The 21847-nt window shown below is 64.0% G+C and carries 22 protein-coding genes and 1 riboswitch; of the genes, 6 read left to right on the top strand and 16 right to left on the bottom strand.

All coding sequences use genetic code 11. The features are described 5' to 3' along the window. Window positions 1-71: 71 nt before the first annotated feature. Both EET67_RS09855 and EET67_RS09850 read left to right on the top strand, forming a co-directional pair. Entirely contained in the window at window positions 72-1250 is a 1179-nt protein-coding gene (locus EET67_RS09855) for a BaiN/RdsA family NAD(P)/FAD-dependent oxidoreductase (RefSeq protein WP_128625956.1), read from the top strand. 93 nt (window positions 1251-1343) lie between these two features. Then, window positions 1344-2018, top strand: a complete 675-nt coding sequence (locus EET67_RS09850; RefSeq protein ID WP_165899848.1) for an SH3 domain-containing protein — start codon at window positions 1344-1346, stop codon at window positions 2016-2018. 9 nt (window positions 2019-2027) lie between these two features. Here the strand turns inward: EET67_RS09850 and EET67_RS09845 are convergent, their stop codons facing one another. The 5 genes from EET67_RS09845 to cobA all read right to left on the bottom strand — a co-directional run bounded on the left by EET67_RS09845 (window position 2028) and on the right by cobA (window position 6306). Then, window positions 2028-2342: a hypothetical protein gene (locus EET67_RS09845; RefSeq protein WP_128625954.1), complete on the bottom strand. Its 315-nt coding sequence runs from the start codon at window positions 2340-2342 to the stop codon at window positions 2028-2030. A gap of 75 nt (window positions 2343-2417) precedes the next feature. After that, a complete protein-coding gene (gene cobT / locus EET67_RS09840; RefSeq protein ID WP_128625953.1) occupies window positions 2418-3428 on the bottom strand; it encodes a nicotinate-nucleotide--dimethylbenzimidazole phosphoribosyltransferase in 1011 nt (336 codons plus the stop codon). A 20-nt stretch (window positions 3429-3448) separates the two neighbouring features. Continuing rightward, window positions 3449-4207 (bottom strand): adenosylcobinamide-GDP ribazoletransferase, encoded by a 759-nt coding sequence (locus EET67_RS09835; protein WP_128625952.1) that lies wholly within the window; start codon window positions 4205-4207, stop codon window positions 3449-3451. Window positions 4208-4210: 3 nt separating this feature from the next. Continuing rightward, the gene (locus EET67_RS09830; protein ID WP_128625951.1) at window positions 4211-5524 is read right to left on the bottom strand and encodes a cobyrinic acid a,c-diamide synthase CobB; all 1314 of its coding nucleotides are present in this window, start codon (window positions 5522-5524) and stop codon (window positions 4211-4213) included. Further along, complete coding sequence (gene cobA / locus EET67_RS09825) at window positions 5521-6306, bottom strand: uroporphyrinogen-III C-methyltransferase (RefSeq protein ID WP_128625950.1); 786 nt, start codon at window positions 6304-6306, stop codon at window positions 5521-5523. The genes EET67_RS09830 and cobA overlap by 4 nt, the downstream gene beginning before the upstream one ends. A 53-nt stretch (window positions 6307-6359) precedes the next feature. On the opposite strand from cobA, the gene EET67_RS09820 reads away from it, so the two are divergent. Beyond that, complete coding sequence (locus EET67_RS09820; RefSeq protein ID WP_245450848.1) at window positions 6360-7490, top strand: cobalt-precorrin-5B (C(1))-methyltransferase; 1131 nt, start codon at window positions 6360-6362, stop codon at window positions 7488-7490. Here EET67_RS09820 and cobM read toward each other — a convergent pair. From cobM to cbiE, 3 genes are read right to left on the bottom strand one after another with little or no spacing between them, the layout of a single operon-like run. Beyond that, complete coding sequence (gene cobM, locus EET67_RS09815; RefSeq protein WP_128625948.1) at window positions 7457-8221, bottom strand: precorrin-4 C(11)-methyltransferase; 765 nt, start codon at window positions 8219-8221, stop codon at window positions 7457-7459. The genes EET67_RS09820 and cobM overlap by 34 nt on opposite strands. Next, window positions 8218-8616 (bottom strand): cobalamin biosynthesis protein, encoded by a 399-nt coding sequence (locus EET67_RS09810; protein WP_245450833.1) that lies wholly within the window; start codon window positions 8614-8616, stop codon window positions 8218-8220. Before EET67_RS09810 ends, cobM begins: the two co-directional genes overlap by 4 nt. Beyond that, the gene (gene cbiE / locus EET67_RS09805; protein WP_128625947.1) at window positions 8601-9839 is read right to left on the bottom strand and encodes a precorrin-6y C5,15-methyltransferase (decarboxylating) subunit CbiE; all 1239 of its coding nucleotides are present in this window, start codon (window positions 9837-9839) and stop codon (window positions 8601-8603) included. Before cbiE ends, EET67_RS09810 begins: the two co-directional genes overlap by 16 nt. Before the next feature lies 1 nt (window position 9840). Here cbiE and EET67_RS09800 point away from each other — a divergent pair, with 1 nt between their 5' ends. Further along, window positions 9841-10608 (top strand): cobalt-precorrin-6A reductase, encoded by a 768-nt coding sequence (locus EET67_RS09800; RefSeq protein WP_128626164.1) that lies wholly within the window; start codon window positions 9841-9843, stop codon window positions 10606-10608. Here the strand turns inward: EET67_RS09800 and EET67_RS09795 are convergent. From EET67_RS09795 to EET67_RS09760, 8 genes are all read right to left on the bottom strand, one after another. Next, window positions 10572-11336, bottom strand: a complete 765-nt coding sequence (locus EET67_RS09795; protein WP_128625946.1) for a precorrin-3B C(17)-methyltransferase — start codon at window positions 11334-11336, stop codon at window positions 10572-10574. The two genes, EET67_RS09800 and EET67_RS09795, sit on opposite strands and share 37 nt — an antisense overlap. Beyond that, window positions 11333-12070 carry a precorrin-2 C(20)-methyltransferase gene (locus EET67_RS09790; protein WP_128625945.1) on the bottom strand — a complete coding sequence of 246 codons (738 nt, stop codon included), beginning with the start codon at window positions 12068-12070 and terminating at the stop codon, window positions 11333-11335. Before EET67_RS09790 ends, EET67_RS09795 begins: the two co-directional genes overlap by 4 nt. After that, window positions 12067-12699, bottom strand: coding sequence for a precorrin-8X methylmutase (locus tag EET67_RS09785; protein ID WP_128625944.1), 633 nt, complete (start codon window positions 12697-12699; stop codon window positions 12067-12069). The genes EET67_RS09790 and EET67_RS09785 overlap by 4 nt, the downstream gene beginning before the upstream one ends. Window positions 12700-12701: 2 nt before the next feature. Then, the gene (cobG, locus tag EET67_RS09780) at window positions 12702-14198 is read right to left on the bottom strand and encodes a precorrin-3B synthase (protein WP_128625943.1); all 1497 of its coding nucleotides are present in this window, start codon (window positions 14196-14198) and stop codon (window positions 12702-12704) included. Then, a complete protein-coding gene (gene cobN, locus EET67_RS09775; protein WP_128625942.1) occupies window positions 14195-17539 on the bottom strand; it encodes a cobaltochelatase subunit CobN in 3345 nt (1114 codons plus the stop codon). The genes cobG and cobN overlap by 4 nt, the downstream gene beginning before the upstream one ends. Before the next feature lie 93 nt (window positions 17540-17632). Beyond that, entirely contained in the window at window positions 17633-18670 is a 1038-nt protein-coding gene (cobW, locus tag EET67_RS09770; protein WP_128625941.1) for a cobalamin biosynthesis protein CobW, read from the bottom strand. Further along, complete coding sequence (locus tag EET67_RS09765; protein WP_128625940.1) at window positions 18667-19089, bottom strand: DUF1636 family protein; 423 nt, start codon at window positions 19087-19089, stop codon at window positions 18667-18669. The genes cobW and EET67_RS09765 overlap by 4 nt, the downstream gene beginning before the upstream one ends. A gap of 39 nt (window positions 19090-19128) precedes the next feature. Then, window positions 19129-19332, bottom strand: a riboswitch (cobalamin riboswitch). A gap of 2 nt (window positions 19333-19334) precedes the next feature. Beyond that, the gene (locus tag EET67_RS09760; protein ID WP_128625939.1) at window positions 19335-20561 is read right to left on the bottom strand and encodes a winged helix-turn-helix domain-containing protein; all 1227 of its coding nucleotides are present in this window, start codon (window positions 20559-20561) and stop codon (window positions 19335-19337) included. Between the two features lie 346 nt (window positions 20562-20907). Here EET67_RS09760 and EET67_RS09755 point away from each other — a divergent pair, with 346 nt between their 5' ends. Then, window positions 20908-21273, top strand: coding sequence for an NADH-quinone oxidoreductase subunit A (locus tag EET67_RS09755; RefSeq protein ID WP_128625938.1), 366 nt, complete (start codon window positions 20908-20910; stop codon window positions 21271-21273). Then, window positions 21264-21845, top strand: coding sequence for a NuoB/complex I 20 kDa subunit family protein (locus EET67_RS09750; RefSeq protein ID WP_128625937.1), 582 nt, complete (start codon window positions 21264-21266; stop codon window positions 21843-21845). Before EET67_RS09755 ends, EET67_RS09750 begins: the two co-directional genes overlap by 10 nt. The last annotated feature ends 2 nt before the right edge of the window (window positions 21846-21847 follow it).

Raw genomic sequence — 21847 nt, 5'->3', positions numbered from 1 at the left:
ATTGCAGGCCAATCGAGTAGTCCAGCGGGTTTCCGGGCCGAAGTCTGCGGTCCATACATGGGGCGTGCGCTTTGGAATCAGTAGACGTTGTGGTGATCGGCGCGGGTGCCGCCGGCATGATGTGCGCGATCGAAGCTGGCAAGCGCGGCCGCTCGGTGTTGGTCCTCGACCATGCCGCAGCACCGGGCGAGAAAATCCGGATTTCCGGTGGCGGGCGCTGCAACTTCACCAATATCCATGCCAGCCCGAAGAACTTCATCTCGCAGAACCCGCATTTCTGTATCTCCGCGCTCGCCCGCTATACGCAGCGGGATTTCATCGCGCTGGTCGAGCGTTATGGAATCGCTTTCCACGAAAAGACGCTTGGGCAGCTTTTCTGCGACGGTTCGGCCAGGCAGATCATCGACATGCTGCTTGCGGAAATGAAACGCCATGCCGTGCAACTGCGGCTTGCCACAAGCGCCAACAGTATCGAGCCAACCGAGGATGGTTTCGTGCTGGCAGTTGGCGGCGGCCGGGTGCGATGCAAGTCGCTGGTCATGGCAAGCGGCGGCAAATCCATCCCGAAAATGGGTGCGACAGGATTCGGCTATGAAGTGGCGGCGCAGTTCGGCCTGCGGGTGGTCGAAACTCGGCCAGCGCTGGTGCCGCTGACCTTCGAGGCAAGGACGCTGGAACGACTGAAACCCCTTTCTGGTGTCGCGGTGGATGCGCAGATCGCCTGCGGCAGGACCAGTTTTTCGGAGGCGATGCTGTTTACGCATCGTGGTGTCAGCGGCCCGGCGGTGCTGCAGATTTCATCCTATTGGCGCGAGGGCGAGGAAATCCGCATAGCCATGCTGCCACAGACGGATCTGTTCGCCGCGCTGCGAACGGCGCGCGTGGAAAATGGCCGTCAGGCATTGCAAACGGCATTGGCTGTGCATCTGCCGAAGAAGCTGGCGCAGACCATTGCCGATGAATTGGGTCTCACCGGGCAACTTGCCGATATGTCGGACAAGGTGCTGCGGCGGGTGGAGGATGCGGTAAATGGCTGGCGCATCAAACCGGCTGGCTCGGAAGGCTATCGCACGGCCGAGGTGACGCTGGGGGGCATCGATACACGCGAACTCGATTCCAAGACGATGGAGGCCAGATCCGTGCCGGGCCTCTATTTCATAGGCGAAGTGGTGGACGTGACCGGCTGGCTCGGTGGCTATAATTTCCAGTGGGCGTGGTCTTCGGGCTGGTGCGCCGGACAGGTGGCGTGATGCCGCAATCGGTGCCGTGTCAACCGCCTTTTAAGGCCTTCAGGCCATGCTGCGGTCATGGCAGGTTTTGCACTTCCGAAATTGAGATGGCTGATGTTTGGCGCCGTTGGGGCGAGCATCTGGGCAATGACCCAGGAGCCGCCGCAACGGCATAGGCCGGATGCCACACCCCGGCCTGCGGCTTCTGTTCAGCGCAAGGCCGACGTTCCCCGGATGCCCAAGAAGGTGGAAACGCCGGTTCAGCGTCCCTCGCAACTCGTCACCAGTTCGGTGGCGCGCGCCGAGCGCCCGGTTCCTGAAAAGCGGCCCGACAATTCCCTCTATACGACGACGCGGGTGAATGTGCGTTCGACCGCCAACACCGCAGCCGCGATCGTAACCACGCTCGACGCCGGCGAGGCGGTCAAGCCGATCCTGCGCGACGGCAAATGGCAGCTCGTATCCGTCCAGGGACGCAAGGGTTGGATTCTCGGCGATTATCTGCGCCGATCGGGGCCGGATGCGCCGCGCCCCAGCCAGTCGGTGCCGGGTCCGACGACAGCGAAAATGTCACCCCGGCAACCTGGCCCTGCCTTGCGACCACAATCGGAGTCATCCTCGCTGCTCACCAACGTCAAGGCACTGTTCGGCGGCGAGAAAAAACCGCTGCGTGCGCCACAAGAGGGCGACTGCCAATGCCCCTATGATTTGATGATCAATGGCAGCCCGTGCGGCGAACGCAGCGCCTATAGCCGGCGCAGTCGCCGGCACGTCCAGTGCTATATGTAAGGGTGTCTATCAGCGGCCGCGCGCGAGCAGGCCGAGCAGCAAGCCGACAATTGCGACACCCACGACGGTTGCTGCCACCGGATTGTCGCGTGCCGCCTGACGCACTGCACGCGACTGCCTGGCAATGTCGGGCATGGCGTCGCTCAAGCGCGCCACCATATCCTCATAGATATCGGACGCGCTGTCTCGCGTATCCTCATAGGCCGTGGCTCCCCGCTTCGCGAGCGCCTTCTTCAACGACGACACCTCCCGACTCAGTCTCGCGACCTGCGATTCCAGATCGTCTTCAAACTGGCCGCGAAACCGGGAGAATGTGGATGCCATATCTGATTTCCTCTTGCGAAATGATGGTATCAGAACGACGGCAATGGTCGTTGGTTCCATCCAGTGCAGTCGAGACTATTTTTCCGACACACCTGCCTCGGCAAAGCTTGCCATGCCCGTGTGGCACTCCAGCGCCGAGCGCACGAGGTTGATCGCCAGGCAAGCGCCGGAACCTTCGCCAAGACGCATGCCGAGATCGAGCAGCGGCGAAAGCTCCATGGCTTCAAGCAGGTTGCGGTGGCCGGCTTCGGCCGAGACATGGGCGGCAAGCACGTGTGCGAGCCCCTGCGGGTGCAGCCGTGCCAATGGAGCGACGGCGGCGCTGCAGACAAAACCGTCCAGCAGAACGGGTACGCCGAGATGGCGTGCGGCAAGGGTTGCGCCGAAAATGGCGGCAAGCTCCCGACCGCCCAGGGCTGCGGCAAGCTTCAGCGGATCGGCGGCCTGCGCGGTGTGACGGGCAAGCCCCTTGTCGATTGCGGCGATCTTGCGCTTCAAGCCGGCATCGTCGACACCGGTGCCGCGCCCGGTCCATCTTTCGGCGCCTCCGCCGAAAAGGCCGGCAGCGATGGCGGCAGCCGGCGTGGTGTTGCCGATGCCCATCTCGCCGAAGCAGATCAGATCGATATCCTTGCCGACACTCTCATAGCCGGTGGAGACCGCTGCAAGGAATTCGGCCTCGTTCATCGCCGGTTCCTGCGTAAAATCGCCGGTCTGCCGGTCGAGTTCGAGCGGGATGACGTCAAGCTCGGCATTGGCGATGCGCGCCAATTGGTTGATGGCGGCACCGCCGGCGGCAAAATTCGCCACCATCTGCACGGTGACTTCGGAGGGATAGGCCGAAACGCCCTGGGCGGTGATGCCATGCGAGCCGGCGAAGACGATCACCTTCACCTTGTCCAGCTTTGGCATGTCGCGACCCTGCCAGCGCGCCAGCCAGGCCACGATCGTCTCCAGCCGTCCGAGGCTGCCTTGCGGCTTGGTCAATATATCCTGCCGATGTGCGACGGCCTGGGCGGCCCCGTCACTGCCGGCAGGCAGGTTTTGGCAAGCGGCGCGCAAATCTTCGAAAGAATTGAAAGGCATGAAACAGGCTCCAGAGAAAGTCAGATGAGAATGGCGCTGGCAATGAGCAGGACGAGTATTTCGCCGCCCTGCTGCAATGCCCCGATCGTATCGCCGGTGTGGCCGCCGATCTGGGCAAGGCAGAGCTTGCGAAAGAGAACGAACCAGAGGCCGAGAAGCAGGGCAGCCAACAGGGCACCCGGCAGGCCGAGCATCAGCAGGGCAAGTGCGCCGAGCACCGCGCCGCCGATGGCGGTGTTGGCGGTCGGCGCGCCGGCGTCGGCGGAAAGGCCAGTGGTGCGGGCGGAGGGCAGGAGATGCAGGAAGGCTGGAATGAGCCCGCGCGAGGCAGCATGGGCGGCAACGAGGCCAGCCAGCACGTTCGGGACTGTGGCAAGATCGTAAAGTGCTGACCAGCGCAGCAGGATCGACAGCACAAGTGCTGCCGCACCATAAGTGCCGATGCGGCTGTCGCGCATGATTTCCAGCTTGCGCTCGCGGGTCGTGCCGCCGCCGAAGCCGTCGGCGGTGTCGCAGAAACCATCTTCATGCAGGCAGAAGGTGGTCAGCATGGTTGCGGCCAGCGCGAGTCCCGCAGCCGGAGCCGGACCGATGCCCAGCCACGCCGCAAGCGCAAAGGCGAGGCCGCCGATCAATCCCACGGTCAGGCCGACCACAGGAGCGGCCCAGAGGGCGGCGGACAGGCTGCGACCCGCAAAATCCAGATGCGGCAGCGGCAGCCGTGTCAGGAAGACGAGCGATAGGGCGATGTCGCCCAAGATTCGGTTCTGGCGGTTCATCAGTCAGCCCTTGGCGATGGCATGGAAGAAAGTGCCGGTGACGTTGCCGCGCCGCCCGCCGAACTCGCCCAGCGCATTGCCCTGTCCGTCCGCCAGTGCCGCCAGCGGGGCGTCGGTACCCGGTGTGGTGATCTGGGCATAGTGGAATTCGTGGCCGCGCACTACGCTTCCTTGCAGTCCGATCGGGCAATCCGCAAGCAATGTCGCCTGGCGGTAGCCGAGATGCATCTTGCGCCTGGCGAAGCTGGTCGAGTGGCCGAGCAGGCCGAGCATGCGATGGGTGACGCCGGTGGCGTCTTCTAAGGCTTCACCCAGGGCCATGAAGCCACCGCACTCGCCATGGACGGGCTTTGTCGCGGCAAATTTTTCCATTCCGGCACGATAGGCATGCGCCGAAGCGAGCCTGCCGGCATGCAATTCCGGATAGCCGCCGGGCAGCCAGCAGACATCGCAATCAGGTGGGGGCGCCTCGTCGGCCAGCGGCGAAAACGGCATGATCTCAGCGCCCTGCTTGCGCCAATGCGAGGCCACATGCGGGTAAAGGAAGGTGAAGGCTGCGTCCTGCGCCAGGGCAATGCGCTGGCCGGGAGGGGGCAGGGCGTCGGCAAAATCCTCGCCGCTCGGCGCCAGCGGCATCATCAGGGAGATGATCGCGTCAAGATCGAGCGAGCGTTCGGCCATATCGGCCAGAATGTCGAGATGCGCCATCAGGTCGGCATGCTCGCCGGCCTGAACGAGGCCGAGATGGCGTTCGGGAAGCGACAGAGCCGAATCACGCAATATGGCGCCGACAACCGGCAGGCCGAGCGCTTCGATCGCCTCGCCGGCGAGGCGCTTGTGCCGGTCGCTACCCAGCCGGTTGAGCACGACGCCGGCGATGCGCACCGCCGGATCATAGGTGGCGAAGCCCTTGGCGATAGCCGCCGCTGTCTGCGACTGGCCTGAAACATCGAGCACGAGCAGGACAGGCAGGCCGTAGAGGCGGGCGAGATCGGCCGCCGACCCAGAGCGGCCGGCCGGGCCGGGTATGCCATCGAACAGCCCCATGGCGCTTTCGATGAAGAGCAGATCGGCGCTGTTTGCCGCGTCGGCGGCCAGCGTGTTCAGCAGCGCGGGCGACATCGCCCAACTGTCGAGATTGACGCCAGGCCTTCCGGTGGCGGCGTGGTGAAAACCGGGATCGATATAATCAGGCCCGGATTTGGCGCCGCCGACGCGTATGCAACGTCGCGACAAGGCACGCAGGATGCCGATGGTGACGCTGGTCTTGCCGGAGCCGGAACGCGGCGCACCGATGATGAGGCCTCGAGCAGTCATGATTTCCCCAGCAACCCGGCGCGCAGCGATACTATGCCGCCAATAACGATCAGTGCGGGCGAGACGACCTTCTCACGCTCGGCGGCCTCGACCAGGCCACCGAGCGTTGCGGTAACCGTGCGCTCTTGCGGCAGGGAGCCGTTCTCGACCAGCGCCGCCGGTGTGTCTTCAGGCAATCCTGCTGCCAGGAGCTGGGCGACAGTGTCGGCCATATGTGTCAGGCCCATATAGATGGCGATGGGCTGGCCGGTACGGGCAAGGGCTGCCCAGTCGGGACGATCGTCGGTGACGGCCGCAAAGCCGGTGGCGAGGATGATTGCGCCGTTAACGCCGCGCATCGTCGCCGGAATGCCGGCCGAGGTCAGTCCGCCGAAAGCCGAGGTGATGCCTGAAAGGACGCGCCAGGGAATATTCTCGCGCGTCAGCACCAGCGCTTCTTCCGCGCCGCGGCCGAAGACGAAGGGATGCCCACCCTTCAACCGCACGACCTTGCGGCTCTCCCGCGCAAGCTTCACCAGCAAGGCGTTGATGTCGTCCTGCGGGATCGAGAGCCTGCCGCCGCGCTTGCCGACGAAGAATTTCTCGGCTTGCTCGGCAATGGCGATGATTTCGGGCGAGACCAGCGCGTCATGCACCAGCGCATCGGCCTGGGAGAGCGCCGACAGCACATCGAGTGTCAGGCAGCCGGGATCGCCCGGCCCGGCGCCGGTGAGCCAAACATGACCCGGCTCCAGGCGCGGTGGTTGATGCCCGAGACGGGCGATGGCTTTTTCGAGACTCATGGATGCCGCTTTCGACGATGACGGACGGCTTTGCCAAGCCTATAGAGTGTTGCATGACCACCGAAGCTGCTCCCGCCGAAGAAGCCCCCTTGCGCCGTGGCTGGACCACGGGCGCCTGCGCAACCGCTGCGACCAAGGCCGCCTGCACGGCGCTTATGACCGGGACCTTTCCCGACCCTGTCGAAATCACGCTGCCGGGCGGCAATGTCGTGGCATTCGCGCTGGCCGATCACAAATTGAGCAATGGGCAGGCCATGGCAGGCATCGTCAAGGATGCAGGTGACGATCCCGACGTCACGCACGGCGCGCTGGTCAAGAGCACGGTGCGCGCCGGCAAGCCAGGATCGGGTATCATATTCCAGCGCGGATCGGGCGTCGGCCTGGTGACGCGCCCCGGCCTGCCGATCCCGATGGGCGAGCCGGCGATCAATCCGGTGCCGCGCCGCATGATTGTGGCGGCCATCCGCGAGGTGGCCGGTGAGAATGCCGATTTCGAGGTTGAGATTTCCGTGCCCGAAGGCGAGGAAATGGCGAAAAAGACGCTCAATCCGCGCCTCGGTATTCTGGGCGGGATTTCGATCCTTGGAACGACCGGCATCGTCATTCCCTATTCCTGCTCGTCCTGGATTCACTCGATCCATCGCGGCGTCGATGTGGCACGCGCCATGGGCTTCACCCATGTTGGCGGCTCTACTGGCAACGCCTCGGAAATGGCGATGCAGAAAGTCCACGGCTTCAACGAGGTGCAGCTGATCGACATGGGCGATTTCGTCGGCGGCATGCTGAAATATATCCGCGCCCATCCGCTGCCGCGCGTGACAGTCGCCGGCGGCGTCGCCAAGATGACCAAGCTGGCGCAGGGCATGCTTGACCTTCATTCCAAGCGCGGCGCGCCCGATCTGGAGGCACTGGCGGCCGTGGCGGTCGAAGCGGGTGCGAGCGAGCCGCTGGCCGGGCGCATTCGCGGCGCCAATACCGTTGCGGAGGCCTTTGGGCTGGCGACGGCCGAGGGCGTGCCGGTCGGAGAAGCGATTGCGCACGGCGCTTGGCGAGTGGCGGCGGATGTGCTGGAAACGCTCGACATCGAGCTTGAAATACTGGTGTTCAACCGCGACGGCGTGTTGATGGGGCATGCGCCCTTCGCGCCTGCTCATAGCGTGTCACGCCCCCGGAAACGGCGCTGATAATAGGCGTCATAGAGCGAGCTCTCGCGAAATTCCTCTGCAGCCAAGGTAGGCCCGACGAAAATGATGGCTGTCCGCTCGATCGGGTCGGCGGCAAGGGTTGCAGCGATCGTGGCCAATGTGCCGCGGATGACGCGCTCGTCTGGCCATGAGGCGTGAAAGACCACCGCTACCGGGCAATCGGCACCGTAGAGCGGTGTCAATTCTGCAACGATCCGATCGATGGCATGGATGGCGAGATGGATGGCGAGTGTCGATCCGGTCTTGCCGAAGGCGGAGAGCGTTTCGCCGGCAGGCATGGGGGAGGCGCGGCCCGAAATACGGGTCAGCACAAGCGATTGCGCCAGTGCGGGGATCGTCAATTCGCGGCCAAGTGCGGCGGCGGCGGCGGCAAAGGCCGGAACCCCCGGTGTCAATGTATAAGGAATGCCATGGCGCTCAAGCCGGCGTATCTGTTCGGCCACTGCGCTCCAGACGGAAAGGTCGCCCGAATGCAGCCGGGCGACATCCTTCCCGGCATTATGAGCCGCAAGATATTCGGCCTCGATCTCATCGAGCGATAGCGGCGCGGTGTCGACAAGCTTTGTGCCGGGCGCGCAATAGGCGAGCATTTCTGCAGGGACGATCGAACCGGCATAGAGGCAGACCGGGCAGCGGACCAGAAGATCGCGGCCGCGAACGGTGATGAGGTCGGCGGCGCCAGGGCCGGCACCGATGAAGTGGACGGTCACGGGCGTTCTCCACTGATGGCAACAGCACAGGTAACCGAATCGAGCAAAAGACGCGGTCCGAGTAGTCGGGCGTCCTCGCCGGCGGCGGCAAGGGCTGCCGCTTCCGAGACCGAAGGTGCGCCGGTGAGTGCCAGCGAAAGCTGCGAATGGCTTGGCACATACGCCCCGGCCTTTGCCAATGCATCGTCGTCCACGATGGTGACGGGCAGTCCAAGCTTGCGTGCTGCCGAAAAGATCGCCGCCTCCTGTCTTTTCAGTGTCGCGGTGGCGAGGCCATCGAGGCGCGATGGATCAAGGTCATACTGCGCCAGGGTCTTACGGATCGCGTTCAGAACCTGTTCTTCGCCGACACCTTTGCGGCTGCCGATGCCTGCGACGATCATGGCTTCACCCATGCCCATTGCGTGACGGGCATCGCCGGCCGCCAGCCCTGCATCGAGCCGACCGGTGTCGTGCGCGATACCGAAAGCCGAATGAGGTCGCCACCATGCTTCGCGTGCAGGGAAAGCAGCAGGGCTTCCATCTCCAATGTGACCGCGTTGGCGACCAGCCGCCCGCCGGCGGGCAGGGCGTCGATGGCGGCATCCATCACGCCAGCTTGCGTGCCGCCCCCGCCGACAAAGATCGCATCGGGTGTTTGCAGCCCCGACAAGGCAACCGGCGCACGTCCTTCGATGACCGTGAGCCCGGGGACGCCGCAGGCAACCGAATTGCGGCCGATCCGGACGGCCCGCTCGGGGGAAGCCTCGATCGCGATGGCGCACAGTGACGGGTCGCGCAGCATCCATTCGATCGCAATCGACCCGGAGCCGGCGCCAACGTCCCACAACAACTCGCCACGGCGCGGCGCCAAGGCCGACAGGGTGACCGCGCGGATCTCCCGCTTGGTGATCTGGCCGTCATGCTCGAACAGATCATCCGCTATGCCGGCGCTGAGTGGCAGGATGCGCGCTTCAGGCGTTGATTCCACTTCGATCGCCAAAACATTGAGGGGGCTGATGTTTTTAAGGTCGAAGGTCGATGCCTGGGCCGACATCAGCCGTTCGGCCTGCCCGCCGAGCGCTTCCAGCACCGTCAGCCGCGACGGGCCAAAGCCCAATTCCGATAGCAGGCGGGCAATCGCTGCCGACCCATTGCCATCGGAAGTCAGAGCCAGAATGCGCGTCTTTGGGTGCAGCAGCGGCCGGATCAGGTCGATCGGCTTGCCATGCAGCGAGATTGTCGCAATCTCGGGCAGCGACCAGCTGAGCCGGGCGGCGGCAAGGCTGAAGGAAGAGGGTGCCGGGATGACATGCATCTCGTCGGCGGGCACATGGCGGGCGAGCGTTGTGCCGACGCCGTGGCAGAAGGGATCACCGGAGGCGAGCACGCAGATGCGCTGCCCGCGAAGTGCGATCACCGCTTGCATGCCGGCGTCGAAGGGTGTGGGCCATGGCTGCGCCCTGCCACGCACGAGCCCTTCCACCAGCGCCAAATGCCGTCTGCCGCCAAAAACCGTCTCGGCCTCGGCGATCCGGCGCTTGGCCTCGTCACCAAGACCTTCTACACCGTCTTCGCCGATGCCGACGATGGTGAGCCAGCGATCAGGTGCGGCGGATAATTGGCGCTCAGCAGGCATGATGATGCACCGCATTTTGATACTTGGTGGAACGACCGAAGCCCGGCAATTGGCCGGGCAACTGGCGCATCGTGCCGGATTGAAGGTGACCATGTCGCTTGCCGGTCGCACCGCCGAGCCGGCGGCTCTGCCGGTGCCTGTGCGAAGCGGCGGCTTCGGAGGCGCCGAAGGGCTCGCAAACTATCTGCGTGCTGAACGGATCGGCCTGCTGGTCGATGCGACGCACCCTTATGCGGCGACCATTTCGCGCAACGCGGCCGAAGCCGGCAAGATCGCGGGTATCCCGCTCGTAGCGCTGCGCCGCCCGGCCTGGGAGCCGGTCGAAGGCGATCGTTGGACGCTGGTCGAAAATGGCGCGGGAGCGGTTGCGGCGCTCGGCGCAAAGCCACGCCGGGTGTTCCTTGCGCTGGGACGACAGGAAATCGGAGATTTCGAAAAAGCCCCGCAACATGCCTATGTCATCCGCAGTGTCGATCCGGTCGAACCGCGGCTTGCCGTGCCACACGCGACCTATATCCTGGCACGGGGGCCGTTTCGCGAGGAAGACGAAGGCAGCCTCCTGGCCAGCCATCACATAGATGCGATCGTGGCCAAGAACAGCGGCGGGACGGCTACCTATGGCAAGATCGCCGCAGCACGAAAACTTGGCGTCGAGGTGATCCTGCTGCGCCGGCCGGAACTGCCGCAGGTGCGGCAGGCAGCGAGCGTTTCGGAGCTTGTCGGCTGGATCGATCATTGGTTCGAACCTGCCGAAAAGCGCGGTGTGTAGACCAGCGGAGCCCGACCCTTACGCTCGATGATGCGCGTCTCGGCCGAGCCGATCATGACGCAGGTGGCCATATCGGCCTGCTCCGGCCTTGCCTGGGAAAGGGGTGTGATCTCGATGCGCTCGTCGGGCCGGCCGGCGGCGCGGCCGAAGATGACCGGCGTGGTGTCGGGCAGGATGCGGCGCAGCGTCTCGAAGGCGCTGCCGAGTTGCCAGGGCCGCGCCTTGCTGATCGGGTTGTAGAGCGCGATGACGAAACCGGCGCTGGCAGCAGCCTCCAGCCGCCTGACGATCAGGTCCCACGGCTTCAGATTGTCCGACAGCGAGATTGCGCAGAAATCATGGCCGAGCGGTGCGCCGATGCGGGCTGCGACGGCCAGCATGGCGGTGACGCCGGGAATGATTGTCAGTTCGACATCGCGCCATTGCGCCGGGCCGGTATCGATTGCCTCGCAGATGGCGGCGGCCATGGCAAAGACGCCGGGGTCGCCGCCTGAAACCACGGCAACGCTGGCGCCTTCGGCCGCCTTTTGCAGCGCGGCGTTGGCGCGGGACAGTTCTTCGCGATTGTCGGAGGCGATGCGGGTCTGGTCGGGTCGCAACTCCAGCCGTTCGACATAAGGGCCGTAGCCGTAGAAGAATTCGGCTTCCGCCACGGCACGGCTCGCTTCCGGCGTGACTTGGCCGCGATTGCCGGGACCAAGCCCGATGACGAAGAGACGCCCGCTCATGGCCGCCCCTCCCAACCCGGCACCAGAACAATGGAAAAATAGGGTGCGGTGTCGTCGGTCTTTGCGGCAAGCTTCATGGAGGCGGTGTTCTGCATCGTGCCGCGCTCGACATAGACGGCACGGTCCAGCTTGCCCGTTGCTTCGAGCGCGCGGCGGATTTTAGGCAGATTGCGCCCGACCTTCATGATGACGGCGGCATCGGCATCGGCCAGACGACGGGTCAGGTCGAACTCGCTCAACGTGCCGGGCAGGACATTCAGCACGTCGTCGCCCTGCACGATGGGCAGACCGGTTTGCGACCAGCAGCCGGACATGGCGCTGATGCCAGGGATGACTTCGGTCGGAAAATCTGACGCCAGCCGCACGTGGAGATGCATATAGGAGCCGTAGAATAGCGGATCGCCTTCGCTGAGAACGGCTACGATCCGCCCCGCCTTGAGATGGTTGGCCACGGCCTGCGCCGACTCTTCATAGAATGCGCTAATCGCCGATTTGTAATCGGCATGATCCTTGTTGATCTCAGTGGTCACCGGATAGAGCAGCGGCAGTTCGATGATTTGCGGCTTCAAATGGCCGGAAACGATGGCGCGGGCATTGCCACTGCTGCCGCGCTTGGCGAAGTGGGCGACCACATCCGCCTCTTGCAGCGCGCGCACGGCTTTCAGCGTCAGCAGTTCGGGGTCGCCGGGGCCAGTGCCGACGCCAATCAGGCGGCCTTTGGGTTGAGCGGTCATAGGCCCGGCCTCGCAAGCGCGTTGAGGGCGGCGGCGGTCATGGCGCTGCCGCCAAGACGGCCGCGCACGATGGCATAGGGCACGCCGTAAGAGTTCTCGGCCAGCGCATCCTTCGATTCGGCCGCACCGACGAAGCCGACCGGCATGCCGATGATGGCCGCCGGCTTTGGCGCGCCATCGCGCAGCAGTTCGAGTAGATAGAAGAGGGCGGTCGGCGCATTGCCGATGGCGACCACCGAACCAGCCATGCGATCGCGCCAGAGTTCGATCGCAGCGGCCGAGCGCGTATTGCCGATTTCCTTTGCAAGGGCAGGGGTGCGCGGGTCGCGCAAGGTGCAGATGACCTCATTGTCGGCGGGAAGGCGGGCGCGGGTGACGCCACGTGCCACCATTTCGGCATCGCAAAAGATCGGCGCGCCCGCTTTCAATGCGTTGCGGGCGGCTTTGATGAAGCCCTCGCCGAATTCGAATTTTTCCGCTGCCTCGACGATGCCGCAGGCATGGATCATGCGGATGGCGATATCGGCTTGGGCTTCGGAAAAGCGGCCGAGATCGGCTTCGGCTCGAATGATGGCGAAGGAGCGCTCGTAGATCGCATTGCCGTCGCGGATATAGTCGTAGGCGGCCATTCTCATCCTTGCTGGAAAAATGCGGCAACCCGGGCATGCCCCATGCGTGCGAGGCAGGTTGCTGTGGTTTCACTTGCGTGGCGTTCAATGCGCAAAGCCGCTGCCATGCGCCGGAATCCCCGTGCAAGTCTATCGGTTGGCACATAGGCGGCCGGTTCGTCTCGTGCCGTCCCGGTCAGGACCAGCCCGACGTGTTGGGCTTCGCTGCCGACCAGCGTCAATGCTGCTGCGCCCGGATGGGCGCAACCCTTGGCGCAGCCCGAGACATGCAGGACGAAGGGCGGGTCGAGCAGGTCGCCAGCGTCGCGGGCTATGCTTTCCGCGATCTGGCGGGTGGCGATGTGACCAGAGGCACAGGCGGGCGCGCCGACGCAGGCGGCAATGCCGCAACGTGGGTCGTCAGCATCGATGATGAAGCCGAGTTTCTTGGCACTGTTCTGCAGCGAAGCGCAGGCAGTTTCTGACAGGCCGAGAACGAGCAACGCCCGCTGGGGTGCGACCCGGATTTCGGTCGCGCCGAGGCAAAGCGCTTCCTTTGCCAGAGCGATCAGCCTGTCGGCCGGTATGCTGCCGAAAGGCAACCCAAGGCCGAGGGCAAGTGTTGCGTGAAGTGTGAAAATCCCGATCGGGGAGGGGTGTTCTATATTGCCCCCCTCTGTCCTGCCGGACATCTCCCCCTCAAGGGGGGAGATTATGCTGGCACCGGGCTCTCCGCTCGAATTGTCAGCGTAAGACGGTGCTGGCGGTGCAGAAAGAGGCTGGAAAAGTCGATGACGGCTGATCTCCCCCCTTGAGGGGGAGATGTCCGGCAGGACAGAGGGGGGCGTGAAAGAACTCAGGCTCTCGAGCTGGTGAAGTAACTCCCCCAAATGTTTCTCGTCCAAATCCCGCGCCCTGCCTTCTGGACCGAGGCCGGCGATGGCCTGCAATATCGTAAGGGCCGCCGTCAGCGCGTCGGCCTCATTGAAACTGCCGATGGGAGTGCAGTTATGCGCATCGCCGGCAATCGCCAGCAGCCAGTCTTGCTTGGTAACGGCAACAAGCCTGACATCGGCCGGTACGGAATTCATATTCAACTGGCCGCCGCCATCGACGACCACGGAGACTTTGGGACCGAGTCGGTCGGCAAGGCCCGATGCTGCGATCTCCTGACGGATGCTTTCGGCAAGCGCCATGGGGGTGCTGATTTCCTGCGGGTCCAGCCCGGCCAAGGGACCGGTTTCGACAGGAACGCTAGTGCGGGCCGCGATGCCAAGCCCATCCACTTCTGCCGCCAGCGATGGCGCGCTTTGTGCGGTCAGGCCTCGAATCTGCAGGCTGCCGCGAGCCGTCACCTCCATCATGCCATTGCCATGGCGCAAGGCCGATTCACAGAGTCCGATCAACGTTTTGGGCGAAAGACTTCCAGCAACCGGATTGAGGCGCACCAGAAGCCCGTCGCCGGTCTGCATCGGACGGGAGATGGAGGGGCAGGCACCGCGGCGGGCAAAGGCGCTCATGCTGCCTCCTCCAGCGCCTCGGCCTCGGCGATAAGCCAGGCAAGCTCGTCATCGATCGAATTGCGCAGCGGATGCCACAGGCCACGATGACGCGCGGAGGCGAAACGCTGCGCGATCACCTTTGCCGCCGCCGGGTTTTCCCGCAGCAGGAAGGCACGTACGGCCTCGTCGCCGATATAGGCGTCATGCACCGCCTCGATCAGCGCGCCCGGAATGGCTTCGGTGGTTTCGGCAAAGCCGATGAGGCGATCGACCGTCTCGGCAAATTCAGAAGCGCCGCGCGGCCCATGGCGCATCTGACCCGCGATAAAGCGCGGATTGACGGCGCGGGCGCGCACGACGCGCGTTACCGCCTCGGTAATCGAGCGAGGGCGCGGACGCGCCGGGTCGGTGGTGTCGAGCACGATGACGTCGGCATTTTTGCCAAGTGCGGCGAGTGCTGCCGAAAAGCCGCCGATGAAAGCAACATCGGCCGAGCCTTCGAGAATATCGCGGGCGGGATCGTCGCCGCTGTGGACGAGCAGATCGGCCCTCCCGATCCGCTCTGCAAAGGCGCCGGGGGCGGAGATGCCCTCGCCATCGGCGCCGCCATAGGCATGGGAGGTGGCATCGAGATAGGCGCGGCCGAGTTCCTCGCGGCTTACCCATTCGCCGCTGGAAAGCAGGTCTTCCAAGCCCGCCCCATAGGTGCCGGGAGAGGAGCCGAATATCCGCGAAGGCGTCTTGCCGGTTGAACGGGTATCGGCGGCCAGGGGATTTTCCGATGCCTCTTCCTCACGCGCCGCTATAGCCTTCACGGCCGCGTCGATCAGCGCGATCTGGGTTGGGAACATGTCGCGGAACAGGCCGGAAATGCGCCATGTGACATCGACGCGTGGCCGCCCGACGCTGGCTGGCGGCAGCACCTCGATGCCGGTGACGCGCCCGGTTGCGGCATCCCATTGCGGGCGGCAACCCATCAGGAACAGGCCCTGTGCGATCTCCTCGCCGCCGGTGCGCAGCGAGGCGCTGCCCCAGAGGTCGATGACCAGCGAGCGCGGCCAGTCGCCGTGATCCTGCAGATAGCGCGTCAACACCTCCTGAGCGGCGGCTCGGCCGAGATCGAAGGCGGTCGGCGTCGGCATGGTGCGCGGATCGGTGGTGAACAGGTTGCGGCCGGTGGGCAGCACATCGATGCGGCCGCGCGCTGGCGCACCCGCAGGACCGGCCGGGATATGACGGCCGTCCAGCGCAGCAATCAGCATGTCGCGCTCGCATGTGGCGCTGCACCGACGTAGCGGGTCCTGCTCGTCGGAAGCCGAACGGCCATAAATGTGCAGCCCGTCCTTGATGGCGAAATCCTTGAGGTCGCAGAGCCAGGCATCGATGCGGCGCAGCGCTTCGTCGGGAGCGTCGGTTCCAGTCACACCGGCTTCCGCGGCAAGACCACTGTTCGCTGCGGTTTCGACGATCAGCCTCGCCAGCCGGTCGCGGCGGCGTCGGTCTAGCCCGTCGGCCTGGGCGTATTCGTCGACGAGCCGTTCCAACTTCTGCTGGTTTTCGTCCATGCCTGCGGCGGCAAGAGGCGGGGGCAGATGGCCGAGCGTGACGGCGCCGATGCGCCGCTTGGCCTGTGCAGCTTCGCCGGGGTTGCTGACGATGAACGGATAGACGACCGGCAGCGCGCCGGTGACGATTTCGGGAAAACAGAAATTGCTCAGCGCCACGGTCTTGCCCGGCAGCCATTCCAGCGTGCCGTGTGCGCCAACATGCACCAGCGCATGGCAGCCAATCGAGTGGCGCAGCCAGAGGCCGAAGGCAACCAGCGCGTGCCGTGGCGGCAAGGTCGGGTCGTGATAGTCGGCGCGGCGGTCGGCTGCCCGTCCGCGATCAGGTGCGAGTGCCACGGTGATATTGCCGAAGGTCGCAGCCCGAAAGGAGAAGGTAAAGTCCGTGTTCGGGTCCCAAGCAGCCTCGACCGTCGCCCGCGCCTCTGCCGGCAATTCGGCGGAAAGGCGCGCATAGTCCTCAAGACTCAAGCCGTGGTCGCTGCGTTCCAGCAGATCCAGCAGTCTGCGTGGGGATTCCGGAATCTCCTCAACCAGATAGCCGGCGTCCTTCAGGTCGTGCAGCATGGCAAGCACGCTTGCAGGCACATCGAGGCCGACGGCATAGCCGGTACGGCCGGGGGCGCTTGGATAGTCAGGGATGAGGATTGCGAGCTTTCGCGTTGCACGCGGTTCGCGCTGCATGCGGATGAAGGCGGCGATGCGTTCGGCGACCTGGGCGATGCGGTCCAGCTCAGGCAGATTGATTAAACCCTTGAAGGCGAGTGCATCGTCTGCCTCGCTCTCAGCCTTGAAGGAGATCGCACCGGCCATGATGCGCCCGTCGAGCTCGGGCATGACCACATGCATGGCAAGGTCGGCAGGGGCGAGGCCGCGCTGGCTCGTCGCCCAGGCCTCGCGGCGCGTTGTTGCGACAATGGCCTGGAACACCGGCACACCGGCCCGGTCGAACAGCGTTTCGATGCCGGGCTCCGCGCTGCTGGCGAATGCGGTGGCGGTGACGATGGCGGCCGGCTGCAAGGATCTCAGCGCTTGCTCGACGAAATCGAGCGAGGCGGGGTCCTTCAGGCTGGAAACGAAGATCGGAACCGGGACCATGCCGCGTTCGTGCAATGCCTCGACCAGCGCGTCGATGGGAGCGGCATCGGCGGCAAGCAGCATCGAGCGGTAGAAGAGGATCGGGACGAGCGGGGCTGCTTTACCCTTCCCAGGAGGAAAATAAGGGAGCGCTTCCACCACGCCCGCACCAGGCATATAAAACCCTGCTTTCGGCACCGCGACCGGTTCGGGCGCCGCTGCTTCATGTCCGGCAAGTCCAGCCAGGCGCTGCATCAGCGCACGCATATTGGCGGGACCGCCGGCACGGAAATAGGCGAGCAAATGGTCGAGTTGTTCGCGCGGCAGGGTCGAGCATTCGATTAGCCGGATGTCTTCATCGTGGCTTTCGCCCGGCAGCAGCGCCAGATGGATGCGTTTCTGCCGGCAGATCGCGGCGAGCTGGTCGCAGCCATAGCGCCACCAGTCGTAACCGCCGAGAATGCGGATAAGGATGACCTTGGCATGGCGCGCTACGCTGTCGATCCACAGATCGACCGACATCGGATGGCGCAGGTCGCGAAGGGCGGCCAGCCGCATTGACGGCAAGGTGGCGGCATCTTGCCGCCATGCCGCCGCCAACCCGGCAAGATCGCTGTCGGTAAAGGACAGCGCCACGATATCCGCCGGCGCCTGCCGCAAATCGACCGGCTCGACCAGATCGTCGAGCGAAGCGGATGTGGTGGTCAGTATGTGCATGGCGATGCCCGTCTCGACGTGAAGACGTTTCGAAGGTGGTGCTCTACGACACCCCCCTCTGGCAACGTGGAACGCCGTCTTTTCACCGGGACCTCAGTTCACCAGAATCCTCTCGACGGCTTCGCGGTTCAGGCCTTTCAGCCCGATCACCACGAGCCGCGAGCGGCGATCGTCGGCAGGTGTCCAGACACGGTCGTAATAATGGCTGACGCGCGGGCCCACAGCCTGGACCAGAAGCCGCATCGGTTTGCCGCTGACATCGACAAAGCCCTTTACCCGCAGCACGTTTTCCTGTTCCGCCGCAGCCGCCACGCGTGCGGCAAGATCGTCCGGATCGGAGGTGGCGGGCAGTTCGACGATAAAGCTGTCGAAGTCGTCATGCTCGTGGTCGAGCATGCCGTCATGATGCGTCTTGCGGTTCTCGATATCGTCTTCCACGGCAAGACCGAGGCCAAGCATCACCGACGGCTCGATGCGGCCATGGGTGGTCGGCACGATCTTTACCGCACGGGCAAGATGGTCACCGATGCGGGTGTTGGCACGCAGGCTGCCGGCCTCGTCGAGCAGGTCGTTCTTGGAAAGGATGATGAGGTCGGCGCAGGCAAGCTGGTCCTCGAAGACCTCTTCGACGGGGTCGTCGTGGTCGACCGACTCGTCCTGCTGGCGCTGGGCCTGCAGCGCCTCCATGTCGGTTGCCACCTTGCCATCGGCAAGGGCAGGGCCGTCCACCACGGCAACCACGCCGTCAACAGTGACGCGGCTCTTGACCGAAGGCCACTGGAAGGCCTGCACCAGCGGCTTGGGCAGAGCGAGCCCCGAGGTCTCGATGATGATGTGATCGACCTTGGGCTCGAGCGCCAGGATCTGGTCGAGCGCGGGGACGAAATCGTCGGCAACGGTGCAGCAGAGGCAGCCATTGGCCAGTTCGAGGATGTTTTCTTCCGGGCATGTGTCGATGCCGCAGCCTTTCAGGATTTCCCCGTCGATGCCGATATCGCCGAATTCATTGACGATCAGAGCCAGACGCTTGCCGTTGGCGTGCTGGAGAATATGGCGGATCAGCGTCGTCTTGCCGGAGCCGAGAAAGCCGGTGACAACGGTGCAGGGGACGCGGGTAGCGGAAGCGGTCATGAAGGATCCTTCAAAAGGTCGATAGGAGGGATGCGTGCGACAAGGCCGCGCTTGAGGCTGTCGGGACGGCCCCGCCAGGGCAGGATGCCATCGGTCGAGGTGGCGAAGAGTTCGGCGCCCGCAATCAGGTCAGGTCCGCTGTCAGGTGTCAGATCGCCGAAGACATAGCTCCACGAGCCGTCACGGATGATCGCGGCACTGAGCCGTCGTCGGCAATTGCCGAGACATTCGACCTGTCGCACGTGAATTGTCGTATTGCGGGCCGCATGCGTGGTCGATTCGCCAAGGCGCTGGCCGGCACTGGGACGGATATCCGATCCGGTTTCATCGCGGCAGGAGGAGCAGACCACAATGGTGACATCGCTGCCGCCGGGATCGGCGTCATCAGTCCGTGTTACGGAATCACCGTCGATTTTCACTCGATCGTTCTCCTTGTCCGGGACACCCGCCGGACGATCGGATTTTCTGGTCTGACGGCAGGTCTCCTGGCTCGCGGATCGTCACCTCGGGCTGCCTTCCCGGGAAACCCCAGTGGCTATCGGCCTTCGGCTCTTCGCTTACAGTTGCGGGGACAGCTGCGGATTTGAAACATTGCGTTTCGCACCGCATTCCCTCTTAGCCCCTCCCATTGCGGAGAGGGGACCGTCAGCCATGAACTTATGCGTTAGCGCGCTGCCGTGTCAACGCGTGGCTGCGACATGATGATGTCGGCCAGCGCCGGGCCGAGGTCGCCGGCCGGAACGGCCTCGATGCGTTCCAGCCCGAGCCAGTCTGCCATCAGGCGGAGTTCCATTGCCAATGCCTCGGCCGTGTGTGCCGGTGCGGCCGGTTCTGCATAGGCGGCAAGCACCCGCAGTGTGCCCATCGGGCGGTCGGCCTTGAGGTCGACCCGCGCCACCAGCCGGTCGCCGAGCAGGAAGGGCAGCACGTAATAGCCATATTGGCGCTTCGGCGCGGGCGTGTAGATTTCGATACGGTAGCGGAAATCGAACAGCGCTTCGGTGCGGGCGCGCTCGAAGACAAGCGGGTCGAAGGGGGCAAGCAGCGCCCGTGCCTCCACCTTGCGTGGAATGCGCGCGCCGGCATGGAGATAGGCTTGCCGGTTCCACCCCTCTACGCGCACGGGCAGCAGTTCGCCGGCCTCGACCAGTTCTTCTATGCGGCCCTTCATGTCGCCGGCCGAAAGGCGAAAATAGTCTCGCAGGCAAGGTGTAGTGGCGATGCCATGGGCGCGGGCGGCGATGCGCAGCAATTGGCGATGCGCGTCGGCCGGCGCGGGGACAGGAGCGTTGACGGCCGAGGCAGGCAGGACGCGTTCCGGCAGATCGTAGACGCGCTCGAAGCCGCGTCGCGAAGCGGTGGTGATGCGTCCAGCCCAGAACAGCCATTCGAAGGCATGTTTCTCGTCGCTCCATCCCCACCAGCCGCCAGAACCCTTGGCGCCCTTGATGTCGGATGCTGCTAGCGGCCCGCGCGCCGCTACTTCCCGGTAAATATCGTCAATCAGCCCGGTATTGGCGCGCGCCCATTTGGCAAGGCCGCCATAAATATCCTCGTGGCGAGCGGCGCGGTCCATGCGCCAACGCATCAGCGGATAGGTTTCCACCGGAAGGAAGGAGGCCTCATGTGCCCAATACTCGAATAAGGAACGTTTCCTGCCTGAGGCGGCATTGTCCAGAAGCGTGCGCGCATAGGACCCGAGCCGCGAGAAAAGCGGCATGTAATGCGCCCGCACCACGACGCTGACAGAATCGATCTGGAGCAGGCCGATACGGGCGAGCGTCCGGTTGATGTGGCGCTGGTCGATTGCTCCATTCGGCCGTGCCTCGGCAAAACCTTGCGCTGCGAGCGCGATGCGCCGGGCCGTAGCGGCCGAGATCGTTTCCTTCATTCCAACCCGCCGGAAAAATTGGTTGATCGAGGTGAGGTCACATAATTGAATCAGCAAATCCACCCGAAACTAGCAGGTTCGACTTGCCATCCATGTCAGGAGAAAAAGTTGAGTAAAAAAGTATAGAAATAAGATATGTGCGGCATAGAGGCATTTGGCTGAAAACTAACTCTCGGGTCCATGGTTTCGCCAAGGTTGGACTTGCTTCGCAAGATTGCCTGCGCTAACCCTCGCCGCGTTGCAGCATGGTTTCTCGGCGCCGGTCTAATAGGGCCAATCTGTCACGGTTCTCCGGTTCGCGTCAGAGCTTATAATCAGGTCGTGGTCGACAACGGAAAGTCGGAGCATGAACGAGCTTTTGAGTTCATATCTTCCTGTCGTGATCTTCATCGGCGTGGCGCTGGTCGTCGGCCTGGCGCTGATCGTGGCACCCTTCATAATCGCCTATCGCAATCCGGACCCGGAAAAGCTGTCGGCCTATGAGTGCGGTTTCAACTCCTTCGACGATGCCCGCATGAAGTTCGACATACGCTTCTATCTGGTGTCGATCCTTTTCATCATCTTCGACCTGGAAGTGGCGTTCCTGTTCCCCTGGGCCGTTTCGTTCGGCGATGTCGGCATGCTCGGCTTCTGGTCGATGATGGTCTTCCTGGCGGTGCTGACCATCGGCTTCATCTATGAATGGAAAAAGGGAGCACTGGAATGGGATTGAACGACGCTTCTCCCACGCTGGTCGCGGCCAGGCCGAAGGGAATCATCGATCCGAATACGGGCAAGCCGGTTGGGGCGGATGATCCGTTTTTCGGCGACATCAACAGCGAACTGTCCGACAAGGGCTTCCTCGTCACCTCGTCCGAGGCGCTGATCACCTGGGCGCGCACCGGCTCGCTGATGTGGATGACGTTTGGTCTGGCCTGTTGCGCGGTGGAAATGATGCACATTTCTATGCCGCGCTATGACGCCGAGCGCTTCGGCATCGCGCCACGCGCCTCCCCACGCCAGTCCGACGTGATGATCGTTGCCGGCACCCTGACCAACAAGATGGCGCCGGCGCTGCGCAAGGTCTACGACCAGATGCCTGAGCCTCGCTATGTGATCTCGATGGGATCATGTGCCAATGGCGGCGGCTATTATCATTATTCCTATTCGGTGGTGCGTGGCTGTGACCGCGTGGTGCCGGTGGATATCTATGTACCGGGCTGCCCGCCCACGGCCGAAGCGCTGCTTTATGGAATTCTTCTGTTGCAGAAGAAGATCCGCCGCACTGGCACGATCGAACGGTGAGT

Source organism: Borborobacter arsenicus (assembly GCF_003934165.1).
GTDB classification, from domain to species: Bacteria; Pseudomonadota; Alphaproteobacteria; order Rhizobiales; family Rhizobiaceae; genus Pseudaminobacter; species Pseudaminobacter arsenicus.
Note: the sequence above shows the minus strand (reverse complement) of the source record. Positions and strands in the feature narration are given on the sequence as shown.

What these genes read in the sequence shown, in the direction of transcription:
- EET67_RS09850 (WP_165899848.1), top strand. Translation starts at nt 1,344, where the DNA reads ATGTTTGGCGCCGTTGGGGCGAGCATCTGGGCAATGACCCAGGAGCCG.
- EET67_RS09845 (WP_128625954.1), bottom strand. Translation starts at nt 2,342, where the DNA reads ATGGCATCCACATTCTCCCGGTTTCGCGGCCAGTTTGAAGACGATCTG.
- cobT (WP_128625953.1), bottom strand. Translation starts at nt 3,428, where the DNA reads ATGCCTTTCAATTCTTTCGAAGATTTGCGCGCCGCTTGCCAAAACCTG.
- EET67_RS09835 (WP_128625952.1), bottom strand. Translation starts at nt 4,207, where the DNA reads ATGAACCGCCAGAACCGAATCTTGGGCGACATCGCCCTATCGCTCGTC.
- EET67_RS09830 (WP_128625951.1), bottom strand. Translation starts at nt 5,524, where the DNA reads ATGACTGCTCGAGGCCTCATCATCGGTGCGCCGCGTTCCGGCTCCGGC.
- cobA (WP_128625950.1), bottom strand. Translation starts at nt 6,306, where the DNA reads ATGAGTCTCGAAAAAGCCATCGCCCGTCTCGGGCATCAACCACCGCGC.
- EET67_RS09820 (WP_245450848.1), top strand. Translation starts at nt 6,360, where the DNA reads ATGACCACCGAAGCTGCTCCCGCCGAAGAAGCCCCCTTGCGCCGTGGC.
- EET67_RS09810 (WP_245450833.1), bottom strand. Translation starts at nt 8,616, where the DNA reads ATGGGTGAAGCCATGATCGTCGCAGGCATCGGCAGCCGCAAAGGTGTC.
- cbiE (WP_128625947.1), bottom strand. Translation starts at nt 9,839, where the DNA reads ATGCCTGCTGAGCGCCAATTATCCGCCGCACCTGATCGCTGGCTCACC.
- EET67_RS09800 (WP_128626164.1), top strand. Translation starts at nt 9,841, where the DNA reads ATGATGCACCGCATTTTGATACTTGGTGGAACGACCGAAGCCCGGCAA.
- EET67_RS09795 (WP_128625946.1), bottom strand. Translation starts at nt 11,336, where the DNA reads ATGAGCGGGCGTCTCTTCGTCATCGGGCTTGGTCCCGGCAATCGCGGC.
- EET67_RS09790 (WP_128625945.1), bottom strand. Translation starts at nt 12,070, where the DNA reads ATGACCGCTCAACCCAAAGGCCGCCTGATTGGCGTCGGCACTGGCCCC.
- EET67_RS09785 (WP_128625944.1), bottom strand. Translation starts at nt 12,699, where the DNA reads ATGGCCGCCTACGACTATATCCGCGACGGCAATGCGATCTACGAGCGC.
- cobG (WP_128625943.1), bottom strand. Translation starts at nt 14,198, where the DNA reads ATGAGCGCCTTTGCCCGCCGCGGTGCCTGCCCCTCCATCTCCCGTCCG.
- cobN (WP_128625942.1), bottom strand. Translation starts at nt 17,539, where the DNA reads ATGCACATACTGACCACCACATCCGCTTCGCTCGACGATCTGGTCGAG.
- cobW (WP_128625941.1), bottom strand. Translation starts at nt 18,670, where the DNA reads ATGACCGCTTCCGCTACCCGCGTCCCCTGCACCGTTGTCACCGGCTTT.
- EET67_RS09760 (WP_128625939.1), bottom strand. Translation starts at nt 20,561, where the DNA reads ATGAAGGAAACGATCTCGGCCGCTACGGCCCGGCGCATCGCGCTCGCA.
- EET67_RS09755 (WP_128625938.1), top strand. Translation starts at nt 20,908, where the DNA reads ATGAACGAGCTTTTGAGTTCATATCTTCCTGTCGTGATCTTCATCGGC.
- EET67_RS09750 (WP_128625937.1), top strand. Translation starts at nt 21,264, where the DNA reads ATGGGATTGAACGACGCTTCTCCCACGCTGGTCGCGGCCAGGCCGAAG.